We start from the raw sequence: 13468 nt of genomic DNA, 5'->3' as shown, positions 1-13468 counted from the left end.
CCACCGAGGCATGATGATTGAATCTTGATGTTGAAAATTAAGTGAAATGCTTAAGTTTCAATGCGCTACAATGAGGAAGGAAGTACCTATGGAAAGTTACGAGCAGGATACTGATGTACAAGGGAAAGGTACACAAGGAATGTACACCCCTGAGCTTGAGCATGATGCCTGCGGAATCGGCTTTGTTGCCCACCTAAAAAATCGCAAATCGCATGCTGTTGTGACACAAGCATTGGATATGCTAGCCAGAATGGAGCACCGTGGTGGTCAAGGCTGCGATCCATGTAGTGGCGATGGCGCGGGAATTTTACTCCAAAAGCCACACGAATTTTTACTTGAAGAAGCAGTCAAGCAAGATATGCGCCTGCCAAGCTTTGAGCAATATGGTGTCGGCGTGGTGTTATTTCCGAAAGATGAATATAAACGCCAGCAATGCCGTGATATTTTAGAGCGTAATGCACGACGTCTTGATTTAGAAATTATTGGTTATCGCGTTTTACCGGTTGATAACTCAATGATTGGCGCTGACCCACTCAGCACTGAGCCGCAATTTGAGCATGTGTTTATCACTGGCGGTAGCGCAATGGAGCCAGAGGTTCTTGAGCGTAAGCTATATGTTTTGCGTAACTACACTGTGCGCGTGTGCCTTGAGTCAGTTTCAAATATTGGCGATGACTTTTATATCAACTCTATGTCTTATAAGACAATTGTGTATAAAGGCCAGCTCACAACTGAGCAAGTTCCACAATATTTCTTGGATCTACAAAACCCAACCATGGTGACAGCGCTTGCTTTAGTGCATTCTCGCTTTTCAACAAACACCTTTCCTAAGTGGCGCTTAGCACAACCTTTCCGTTATATTGCGCACAATGGTGAAATCAACACAGTTCGCGGTAACTTGAACTGGATGAAAGCGCGTGAAGCTATCTTAGAGTCAGAGTTGTTCACGCCACAAGAAATCCAAATGTTGTTGCCTATCTGCCAAGAAGGTAGCTCGGATTCATCAAACTTTGATATGGCGTTAGAACTACTGGTTCTTTCTGGCCGCTCTTTGCCACATGCTTTAATGATGCTTATTCCTGAAGCTTGGCAAGAAAATAAAAACATGGACCCAGCACGTCGCGCATTTTATCAATATCATGCCAACGTTATGGAACCTTGGGATGGCCCAGCATCGGTTTGCTTTACTGATGGTGTTCAAGTAGGTGCAACACTTGACCGTAATGGTCTGCGTCCATCGCGCTATACAGTTACTAAAGATGATTTCCTTGTGATGGCATCTGAGTCAGGCGCAGTTGAAATCGACCCTGAAAACATTGTTTCACGTGGCCGTTTGCAACCTGGTCGTATTTTTGTTGCTGATCTTGAGCAAGGTCGCATCATCTCTGACGATGAAGTGAAAGACACGATTGCTAATGCACAGCCTTATGAGAAATGGGTGAAAGAGAACCTATTGAAACTTTCTCAACTGCCTGAGCCTGAGCATCAACATCAACAACCTTCTGCGCCGCGTCTGCTGCAACACCAGCAAGCATTTGGCGTGACCTCAGAAGAAGTGAATGATGTAATTAAAGTCTTCGCTGAGACAGGTTATGAGCCGCTGCTTTCTATGGGCGCAGACTGGCCTTTGGCTGTGCTATCACACCAATCGCAGCATCTATCTAACTACTTTAAGCAATTGTTTGCGCAAGTGACCAACCCGCCAATCGATCCGATTCGTGAGCGTATGGTGATGTCACTTAAGACTTATTTAGGTAAAGATCAAAACTTACTTGAAGAGTCGCCACGTCACTGCTGTAAGGTTGAACTAGACTCGCCAGTACTTTCAAACCAAGAGCTTGAAAAACTACGTGCGATTGATAACGAACACTTACAAGCGAAAACATTAGATATTGTTTTCCGCGCAACAGAAGAGCCGGGTAAATTGCAACGTGCGCTGAAGCGTATTTGCCAATATGCTGAAGATGCAGTTATTGATGGTTACTCTATCATCTTGCTGACCGACCGTGCGGTGAACTCTAACCATGCAGCTATCCCAGCGATGCTTGCTGTGGGCGCTGTGCATCACCACTTGATCCGTAAAGGCTTACGTGCCAAATGTGATATCGCAATCGAAACCGCAGATGCACGTGAAACGCACCACTTTGCAACCTTGATTGGTTATGGCGCGAATGCGATTAACCCATATCTAGTGATGGAAACTATTGTTGATCTACAAAAGAAAAACAAGTTAGATCCAAACAAAGATGCGTCTGAATATTTTGAGAACTATCGTAAAGGGATCAATGGCGGTCTATTGAAGATCTTCTCTAAGATGGGGATCTCAACGCTTCAGTCTTACCACGGTGCGCAAATCTTTGAAGCACTTGGTATTAGTAAATCAGTCGTAGATAAATACTTCACAGGTACAGTTTCACGTATTCAAGGTTTAACCATTGATGATATCGCAAAAGAAGTTGTGATCCGTCATCGCGTCGGTTATCCAACTCGTGAAATCCCAATGCAAGTTCTTGATGTTGGTGGTGTCTATCAGTGGAAACAACGTGGTGAAAAACACTTGTTTAACCCTGAAACCATTTCTTTACTACAGCAATCTACGCGTAATAAAGATTATGCCCAATTTAAGAAATATACAGCTGCAGTCGATCGTCAAGGCGATGATGCTGTAACCCTACGTAGCCAACTTGAATTTGTTAAAAATCCATTAGGTTCAATTCCGCTAGAAGAAGTTGAATCAGTAGATAAAATTCTAAAACGCTTTGCAACGGGTGCAATGAGCTTTGGTTCGATTTCTTACGAAGCCCACTCAACTTTAGCTGTAGCGATGAACCGCATTGGCGCGAAATCAAACTCTGGCGAGGGTGGTGAAGATCCAATTCGTTTTGAAATGAAAGCAAATGGTGATTCAGAGCGTTCGGCAATCAAACAGGTTGCATCGGGCCGCTTTGGGGTAACTTCTTACTACCTAACCAATGCAGATGAGCTGCAAATCAAAATGGCGCAAGGTGCAAAACCGGGCGAAGGTGGTCAGCTGCCGGGTGATAAAGTCGATGACTGGATTGGCGCAACGCGTCACTCAACTCCAGGGGTCGGTCTAATTTCGCCGCCGCCACACCACGATATTTACTCTATCGAGGATTTGGCTCAGCTTATTTACGATTTGAAAAACGCAAACCGTAAGAGCCGCGTTAACGTGAAGCTCGTATCTGAAGCGGGCGTAGGCACGATTGCATCGGGCGTTGCGAAAGCAAAAGCAGATGTTGTCTTGATTGCTGGTTTTGATGGCGGTACGGGTGCATCGCCTATGTCATCGATTCGCCACACAGGTTTGCCGTGGGAGCTAGGTCTTGCTGAAACGCATCAAACGCTGCTCACCAATGGTTTACGTAACCGTATCGTGGTGCAAGCTGATGGTCAGATGAAAACGCCACGCGATTTAGCCGTAGCAACACTGCTTGGCGCAGAAGAATGGGGCGTAGCAACTGCAGCGCTTGTCGTTGAAGGCTGTATCATGATGCGTAAGTGTCACAAAAACACTTGCCCAGTTGGTATCGCAACTCAAAACAAAACTTTACGTGAGCGCTTTGATGGCCGCGTAGAAGATGTTGTGACTTTCTTCACTTACATGGCTGAAGGCCTACGTGAAATCATGGCAGAGCTTGGCTTTAGAACAATCGAAGAAATGGTTGGTCAAGGGCAGAAACTAAAAGTTCGCTCTGAAGTGAAACATTGGAAATATAAAAACCTAGATCTTTCGCCTGTGCTGCACCATGTTGCGCCGCGTGAGCAAGATGGTATTTTCAACCAAATTAAACAAAATCATAACCTTGAAGCAGTGCTTGATCGCAAGCTAATTGAACTTGCCAAACCTGCACTTGAAAAAGGTGAAGCGGTAACTGGTGAATTCCCAGTGATCAACACAGATCGCGCCGTTGGGACTATGCTTTCAAATGAAATCTCTAAAGTCTACAAAGATGCAGGCTTACCTGAGACAATGAAAGTTAAGTTCACAGGTAGCGCAGGTCAATCTTTTGGCGCATTCCTAGCGAAAGGCGTTCACTTTGAAGTGGAAGGTGATGCTAACGATTATTGGGGTAAAGGCCTATCAGGCGGTCGCCTCGTGCTTTATCCAAACAATAAATCTGCATTGATTGCACAAGATAACATTGTTGTTGGTAACGTTTGTTTCTATGGCGCGACTTCGGGTGAGTCTTTCATTCGCGGCGTTGCTGGTGAACGTTTCTGCGTACGTAACTCTGGTGCAAAAGTTGTCGTTGAAGGTATCGGTGATCACGGTTGTGAATACATGACAGGTGGCGCTGCAATTATCTTAGGTCCAACAGGTCGTAACTTTGCTGCTGGTATGAGCGGCGGTGTGGCGTATGTTTGGGATAAAGCTGGTGATTTTGAAGCGAAACTCAATGCTGAGCTTGTGGATCTTGACCCAATCGAAGAAGAAGATCGCAACTTCATTAAAGAGATGCTTGAGAAGCACCTTGAATTCACAGGAAGTGATGTGGCAACAGCATTCCTAGAAAACTTTGATGAAAACCTAAGCAAACTCGTCAAAGTCATGCCACGTGATTACAAAGCTGTTCTGCAAAAGAAAAAGCAAGAAGCAGCACAAAAGGAGGCCGTAAATGGGTAAGCCAACTGGATTTTTAGAGCATGGACGTGAACTACCAAAAAAGGTTGACCCTAGCGTTCGCATTCAAGATAACAAAGAATTTGTATTAGATAGCGAATTCGGCGAAAAAATTAATACACAAGCGTCACGTTGTATGGATTGTGGTGTGCCTTTCTGCCATAGCGGCTGTCCGATTGGTAACATCATTCCAGAGTTTAACGACGCTGTGTACCGTGATAGCTGGGATGAGGCTTGGCAGATTTTGTCAACAACCAACAACTTCCCAGAGTTCACCGGTCGCGTTTGTCCAGCGCCATGTGAAACTGCATGTGTGCTTGGGATCAACCAAGATCCTATCACTATCTGTAATATCGAAAAAAATATTGCAGAGCGTGCGTATCAAGAAGGCTATGCACAGCCGCGCACACCACGCATTCGCACAGGTAAAACAGTTGCGATTATCGGCTCAGGCCCAGCCGGGCTTGCCGCTGCTGAGCAGTTAAACGCGGCAGGTCATACTGTGACTGTGTTTGAGCGTGATGAAAAAGTCGGTGGTTTGCTGCGTTTTGGTATCCCTGATTTTAAATTAGGCATGGATGTGATTGATCGCAAAGTTAACTTGATGGCAGAAGCTGGCATAGAGTTTAAAGTCAACGCACACGTAGGTGTCGACATCAACTCACAGCAACTGCGTCAAGAGTATGATGTGGTGCTATTAACTGGCGGCTCAACCGTGCCACGTGATTTGCCTATTCCAGGGCGTGATCTAAAAGGCGTTTATTTTGCGATGCAATTCCTTGCACAAAATAACCGCCGCGCGAATAACATGGATCTTAAAGGTGAAGAGATCCATGCTAAGGGCAAACATGTGGTCGTGATCGGTGGTGGTGATACAGGCTCTGACTGTGTTGGTACTTCTAACCGTCATGGCGCAGCGAGCATTACGCAAGTTGAAATCATGCCGATGCCACCTGAAAAGCGTCCAGCGAATCAGCCTTGGCCTGAATACCCAATGATCATGAAAACTACCACTTCACATGAAGAAGGTTGTGAGCGTTATTGGAACATCTTGACCAAAGAGTTTATCAGCAATGATAAAGGCGAAGTCGAAGGTCTGCGTATTGCTGATATCGAATGGCAAGCAGCAGCGCCGGGTGAGCGTCCAAACTTTGTTGAAGTCGAAGGCTCTGAGCGCGTGATCAAGTGTGACATGGCTTTCTTGGCGATGGGTTTCTTACACCCTGAACCAGGTAGCGTCTTAGCGCAATTGGACATCCGTCTTGATGATCGCGGCAATGTAGCAACAACAGACTTTATGACTAACCAAGAAGGCATTTTTGCTGCTGGTGATATGCGTACGGGTCAGTCTTTGGTTGTTCGTTGCATTAACGAAGGCCGTGAATGTGCACGCGCTGTTGATGCATACTTGATGGGTGATTCAAAACTTGAAGCCAAAGCTGATTCTTTGATGAAATCTGCGTAATTTGGCATTTTATTCCCTAAATAGTCGAAGCTCTGGCTTACTTATATAGGGAATAAATGTGTAAAAATATGAAAGTCCAATGCCTAAGGTGTTGGGCTTTTTTTTATGTTTTTAATTAATACAAATACTCTATATCTATTTGAATACTCATACATATGAGCTGTACTTCGCAAAAATATTAATTCAATTGTCATATTAAATCACAAGTATCTTCGCTTTGCAGACAGGATAAAAAGGCTGAATTAAGATAGAACCATTCTCTATATAAATCATGGATACAAGTCGGATGTATCGAATAACAGGATGGTTAAATGAAATATAAATCTCTTGCGCTGTTAATTAGCTTAGCTTTAATTGGTTGTGGCGGGGGCGGTGGCGGTGGCGGCGGTGGATCTTCATCGAGCTCTGAGGTCGTTGAAGTGCCTGATGTGCCAGAATCACCAGAGGCTCCAGAAGTACCTGAAACACCTACAGCGCCGCCAGAATCTGGCTCTCTTGAGTTTTTATCATCTGGGATTCCAGAAGGTGTCGTCAGTGTACCTGATGTGAGTTGTACACAAACCTTTGATTCTATCAGTGACTTGGAAGATGCTGTGAGTGAAACTATGCAAGCGGGTACGACCCTTTGTTTAGCGGATGGTGAATATTCAGGTTTATCATTGCAGTTTGGTGGTCAAGGTACGCAAAATGCGCCAATTAAAGTTGCAGCGCAAAATTCTGGCAAAGCGATAATCAAAGGCGGCGAAGTCTTGGTTAAGATGGCAGGTTCAAATGTTCAGCTTCAAGGACTTGTATTTGAAGATGTGACCTATGGCTCTAGCTTAATTGAAACCCGTTTTGGTCAGCAAGAGCTTTGCCATGATTGCCGGATCACAGAGGTGAGTATTATCAATGCGCAAGCTGAAGATGAATCAGGCGTCTTGGTACACCTTTATGGTAAGGATGTTTGGTTTGATCACAGTATCGTTAGTGGCAAGACTTCTGCAAGTCCGATGATTTCGTTTAATCGCTGGGTCGATGAATCATGGGATGAAGAAACGAAACTTGCTGAACTTGCGCAAGGCATTGTTGTATATAAAAACTATATAGCGAACCGTCCACCTGTCGATGGGAAATTATATCCAGATAGCAGTGATAATGATTACGAAGCGATTCGTACAGGTGTTAGCGCCACGCATCAATACCCAAGTGATTCTTTTATTGTTGGTAATTTATTTGAGCAAATTCAAGGCGAAGCTGAAGTCATCTCAAATAAAGGTACAAATAATGTAATCAGCAATAATACGATAAGAAATAGCTATGGCTCGCTCACCACACGTCATGGTGGGAATAATACCATCTCAAATAATTTTATCTTAGGTGAGGGGTACCCTCAATCTGGTGGCATTCGCGTTGTCGATGGCGGACATTCGATTACTAATAATTATATTGAAGGTGCACGTTATAAAAATACTAGCCATCATGGTGGGATTGTTTTATTAGGCTCAGACGGTGCTGGTGATGCCGAAAATGGCTACCAACAAGTCGAGAATGTGTATATAGCTTTCAATACCATTGTCGATAGTGTGAATAGTTTTAATATTGATGGTGGCGGTAAATCCTATAAACCAAAAGAAATTTATTTCTCGAATAACTTAATTGATAAAGCGATTGGTCCTGTGATTGTGCGAGCCGATCGCGGCTTACCTGAAGAGTCTTTTTATGAAGGCAATATTGTTTACGGGCAGTCATTTTCAGATGATGATGAAGTGAGTCTTGGCGTGGCAGGGTTTGAGTTTAGCTCCGCGGAACTTGTGCGCGCTGATGATGCTTTATACCGCCAAAGTTCAAACACACCAAATATTGATGCCGTATCGAACTATGAGAAAGGTAACTTTGCTGATGTCACTTTAGATATGGATGGGCAAGAACGCTCTGAGACGACTCAAGTGGGCGCGGATGAAAACTTAACGGCAGACGCAAAATACAGACCGCTCAACTACGAAGATGTTGGTCCAATCTCATATACGATGGATAAACCTGAGCCAATCATGGTTGAAACCAGTATTGAGAATGCTGATTTTGAATCCGATCTTGAAGGTTGGCAATCAAGCAATGCTGTGGTTCAAGCGAATGAAAAGTCTTTCTCAGGTTCAAGCTTAGCGATAACGAATGAGTCTGAAGTTGTGGCGCAAACCGTTGACCTGCTGCCAAATCATGATTACGTATTATCTGCATTTGTGATGGGCGAGTATCGCTTAGAAGTCGATGGGATCGCATCGAAACAAGCTGATTCGGACGATGATGAATATTCTTGGGTTACCCTTGAATTTAACTCCGGCTCAGCTTCCAGTGCAAGAATTGAATTATCAACCACAGATGATAAAGAAGGCGCTCATTTTGATGAAGTGCGTCTTGTGACCCGTAGTCGCTAATTAATAATAGAATATTAATTTTAAATAGTTAGCCCTATGCTTAGGTGTTGGGCTTTTATATTATTAGTTAACATGAAATTATTATATCTATTTGAATTTTCAATATGAATGAGAAGTGAGTCTCAAAAAGTTATTTTAATTGTCATATTAAATTACCAGAAATAAATTGTTACAGACATGATGTTTATTTGTTGCTTATTATTTGTACTACGTGAAACAAGTAGGAATATATGAATAATAATTATGGTGATTAAATGAAATATAAAACTATAGCTCTTTTAATAAGCCTAGCTTTATTTGGCTGTAATGACAGTGATGGTCCTGATTATAATGTGGTAACACCTACAGACCCAACTGATCCGAGTAATCCAACCGATCCGAGTAATCCAACTGATCCGAGTAATCCAACCGATCCGAGTAATCCAACCGATCCTGTTGAAACTACCTCAGCAGCCTTAGCATTACCAGAATCGGCTGATATTATCGTTGGTGCAGCAACAACGCGCTCGGCACAATCTTTCGCAAACTTACAAGATGCCATTAATAGCGCGACAGCTGGCGATGTGATTGGTTTAAGTTCAAACGCTAATTTCGCTGATCTAGGTGTGATTACATTAAACAAACCTGTGACTATAGTATCAGTTGATGCAAATGGCGATGTTAGTGCATCTGGCGCAGATCAAGCAGTAGTGAGTGGCCAGTCATGCTTCTATGTTCCAAGCTCAATTGAAGAATCAGAAGAATACGTACGTATTGCAAATGTGACTTTCTCTGATGTGACGCTAATGAATTGTCCTGGAGCAGATGCGGTGACGGAAGAGGCCAATGAGTCTGATCCAGATTTAGCTATTATCAACATAGGCAAAGTTAATAATGGCGTTTACCTTGACCGTTTGACTTTTAATGGCGAAGGTTTTGTTGAACAAGAAGGTTCAAACTGGATACATACGCGCGGCTTAGTTTATGTTGATAACAACAAGTTCATTACTAAAGATTATGCAACTGAAAAAGAAATCATAATCAAGACTTCTGTTATAGAGACAAACTGTAGCAGTTCTGCATCTCTTGACGCCGATGGTGTAGGCTCTCAAATTCGTCAAAACTATTTTGGTCGAGAAGATTTGCCGACTAAAACATATGACGATGGTTTTAATATGTCTAATGTCAAAGTTAGCGGCATCATGCTTGGTGATTATGACAATAATGAATGTAATGCGACGGTTTCTGAAAACTTATTTACTTACTTGCAGTCCAGCACAAGTTCAACCGATGGCGGCGCATTAGTTGTTGCGAGTAATGGTAATACTGTGACGGATAATACCTTCTACAAAACCTTTGGTGGCTTACGTATTGGTCATTTAAACTCGACTACTGAAGCCGGTGAAGTCGCAGAGAATACAGTGAGTAACAATCTCTTCTTTGGTAGTGAACTTGAAGGTGATAATCAAAAACATGACAGTGGTATAGCTGTCCATACTTTAGCGAATAATGTTATCACTAATAACTATCTAGATAACGTTATTTTCACCAAAGGGACTTCAAATACTGCAGCTATTCGTATCGAGACTAAAGATCTTGGCGACAACGCAACTATCGATATAAGCAATAATACCATTGTCGATACGCGTCAAGGCTTGTATTTTAAAATCCCAGAAGATGGCGCTTGCTACATGAGTGACGGTGCGTTTAACAATAACTTAATTGTTTCATCTAGCAGCTTTAGTGGCACAAGTGATGTTGCAGTGTTAAATGACGAAGGTTGTCTTGCCGATCCAGCGTCAGCCGCGTATTGGGTTGATGACTTCTATGCAACTTCAAATATTCTAGAGGATGATAAGGCAGCGCAAACAGATTTACCTGGCGTGACCGAACATGGTAAAGATGTTGATGATGCTTATTTAGCAACAGCAACACTAACAAGTTCTATCTTGGGTAATTCAGTCTCTATTCGTCTAGGTGTAGGTGAGGCGGCAACTTATGGCGCTTCTATTGACTCACTTGCAATTGTCTCTGACGGATTAGTTGGCCCTGAATCTGCTGACAATGCAGAAGATGGAACTGATGGTGGCACAGACGGCGGAACTGATGGTGGCACAGACGGCGGAACTGATGGCGGCACAGACGGCGGAACTGATGGTGGCACAGACGGCGGAACTGATGGTGGCACAGACGGCGGAACTGATGGCGGCACAGACGGCGGAACTGATGGTGGCACAGACGGCGGAACTGATAGTGGCACAGACGGCGGAACTGATGGCGGCACAGACGGCGGAACTGATGGCGGCACAGACGGCGGAACTGATGGTGGCACAGACGGTGGTGAAGTGCCAACAGCTCCACCTGTCTCAGGTAATCTTGAGTTCTTAGAAACAGGGATCCCTGAAGGTGTTGTTAATGTTCCTGAAATTGCATGTACTGAAACCTTTGATTCAATTAGCAGTTTAGAGGATGCTGTGAGTGAGGAAATGGAGCCTGGGACAACGCTTTGTCTCGCAGATGGTGAGTACTCAGGTTTAGAGTTAAAATTTGGCGGTCAAGGTACAGCTGAGGCGCCAATTAAAGTCGCGGCAGAAAATCCAGGAAAAGCGGTTATCAAAGGCGGCGAAGTTTCCATCAAAATGGCTGGTTCATATGTTCAACTTCAAGGGCTTATCTTTGAAGATGTGACTTATGGTTCTAGCCTAATAGAGACTCGTTTTGGTACACAAAATCTTTGTCATGATTGTCGTATCACGGAAGTGAGTATTATTGATGCGCAAGCTGATGATGAGTATGGGATTCTTGTGCATATTTACGGTAAGAGTGTCTGGCTTGATCACAATATAATTAGTGGTAAAACGGTGGCGAATCCGATGGTCTCTCTTAATCGTTGGGCCGATGGAGGTTGGGATGAAGAAACAATTCTAGCTGAACTTGCTCAAGACATAGTAGTGTATAAAAACTATATTGCGAACCGTCCACCGGTTGACGGCAAGTTATATCCAAGTAGCGATGACAATGACTATGAAGCAATCCGCACAGGCTTGAGTGAAACGCATCAATACCCTGGTGATTCGTTTATTGTGGGTAACTTTTTTGAAAATATCCAAGGTGAAGCCGAGGTTATTTCAAACAAGGGCACCAATAACGTTATCAGTAGTAATACGATTCGTAACAGCTATGGTTCATTAACAACTCGTCACGGTGGTGATAACACTATCGCAAATAACTTTATTATTGGTGATGGTTATCCGCAATCTGGTGGTATTCGCGTGGTCGATGGCGGGCATACGATTACCAATAACTATATCGAAGGTGCACGTTATAAAGATACGACGCATCATGGCGGGATTGTCATACTTGGCTCAGATGGTTCAGGTGATGGTGATAATGGTTACCAACAAGTTGAAAACGTTCATCTAGCCTTTAATACTATTGTTGATAGTGTTAATAGTTTAAACATTGATGGCGGTGGTAAATCAAAACAGCCTAAGGATCTTTATTTATCAAATAACCTTATCGATAAAGCGATTGGCCCCGTGATTGTGCAAGCAGAGCGCGGCTTACCTGAAGGTTCATACTATGAAGGTAATATTGTTTATGGTCAATCATTCTCAGATGATGAGGAAGTGAGTCTTGGCGTGGCAGGGTTTGAGTTTACTTCAGCTGAACTTTTACGCGCTGATGATGGTTTATATCGTCAAAGCTCAAACACGCCAAATATTGATGCTGTATCTGGTTATGAGAAAGGTGATTTTGCCTATGTGACCTATGATATGGATGGGCAAGAACGCTCAGAAACTACTCAAGTTGGCGCTGATGAAAACTTAGATACGCAAGCGAATCTAAGACCATTAACTTATGCTGATGTAGGGCCTACATCTTATTCTATAGATAAACCTGAGCCGATTATGGTCGAAACAAGCATCAATAATGCTGATTTTGAAGATGGCGTAGAGGGTTGGTATTCTACGAATGCTAGTATAGTAACCGACGAGGATTCTTTTTCTGGCGCAAGCTTAGCAATATCTGATGCTGATGAGGTTGTCTCTCAAAGTGTCGAATTACTACCAAATCATGATTATGCCTTATCTGCATTTATCAAAGGCTCATATCAGTTAGCGATTGAAGATATTGATGAAGTGCAAGGTGTGTTAGCCGATGATGAATACACTTGGGTAACCCTTGAATTCAACTCAGGTTCTGCCACAACTGGAAATATTTCCTTATCTATGGCTGATTCAGTGACGAAACAAGCTCCTGTTATGGATGGTAATATGGCTGATTTTCGTGCCAGCAGTGGTAGCAGTGATTTCTGGAATACCTATGAGGGTAGCGGTGACGGTTTAGGGGATGTGGGTACATCAAGTGACTCAGCATTCTCTGATGAAGGATCTGCGCGTATTCGATTTAAAAAAGATGAAGAATCACATGACTTTAGTGCAACGCCAGGTGTAAGCCAAGTCGTCAATGGGTTAGAGCCGAATACGGATATGACTTATTCACTCTATTATTGTGATAAGAAAGAAGAAGACTCACTTAGCACGCTTTATTATGGTGTCCGTGAAGTCGGAGAAGATAATCTATCTGGCGCTGTGATTGCAGATGCAAGAGCACATGTCAAAGACTTAGAAGATGCACCAGAAGGGACGAATAAAGATTGCTTTAAACAAGTGACGCTTGAGTTTAATTCTGGTTCATATGAGTCTGTTGAAATCTTTGCTTTGATGGAGATAGATGTTAATGATGAATTTACGGATGAAGAGATCTATGCTTCAGATCAGTATCTAGATGATGAGTTAGAAGTGCGTGTTGATGAGTTTGCATTGACTTATCAGGGTGAGCCGGATGATGAATCAAGTGCTCATTTTGATGAAGTGCGTCTTGTGACGCGTAATGACTAACTAGGACAACTAAACCTAAACTTAAAACGCCCAGTGAATTTCATTGGGCGTTTTGTATTAA

4 protein-coding genes are annotated in these 13468 nt (G+C 43.3%); all 4 read left to right on the top strand.

Annotated elements, in window-relative coordinates; genetic code table 11:
- Nucleotides 1-88: 88 nt before the first annotated feature.
- The 4 genes from gltB (at nt 89) to AC2VOY_RS04310 (ending at nt 13407) form a co-directional block, all read left to right on the top strand.
- Complete coding sequence (gene gltB, locus AC2VOY_RS04325; RefSeq protein WP_491832498.1) at nt 89-4648, top strand: glutamate synthase large subunit; 4560 nt, start codon at nt 89-91, stop codon at nt 4646-4648.
- On the top strand, nt 4641-6110 hold the full coding sequence (locus AC2VOY_RS04320; protein ID WP_491832496.1) for a glutamate synthase subunit beta: 1470 nt from the start codon (nt 4641-4643) through the stop codon (nt 6108-6110). Before gltB ends, AC2VOY_RS04320 begins: the two co-directional genes overlap by 8 nt.
- 311 nt (nt 6111-6421) lie before the next feature.
- Complete coding sequence (locus AC2VOY_RS04315) at nt 6422-8524, top strand: chondroitinase-B domain-containing protein (protein WP_491832494.1); 2103 nt, start codon at nt 6422-6424, stop codon at nt 8522-8524.
- A gap of 254 nt (nt 8525-8778) precedes the next feature.
- Nucleotides 8779-13407, top strand: a complete 4629-nt coding sequence (locus AC2VOY_RS04310) for a chondroitinase-B domain-containing protein (RefSeq protein ID WP_491832492.1) — start codon at nt 8779-8781, stop codon at nt 13405-13407.
- Nucleotides 13408-13468 lie beyond the last annotated feature (61 nt).

It is taken from the genome of Vibrio sp. KMM 9700, from assembly GCF_058545285.1.
The sequence above is the reverse complement of the archived record's forward strand: the minus strand, read 5'-3'. Positions and strand labels throughout refer to the sequence as shown.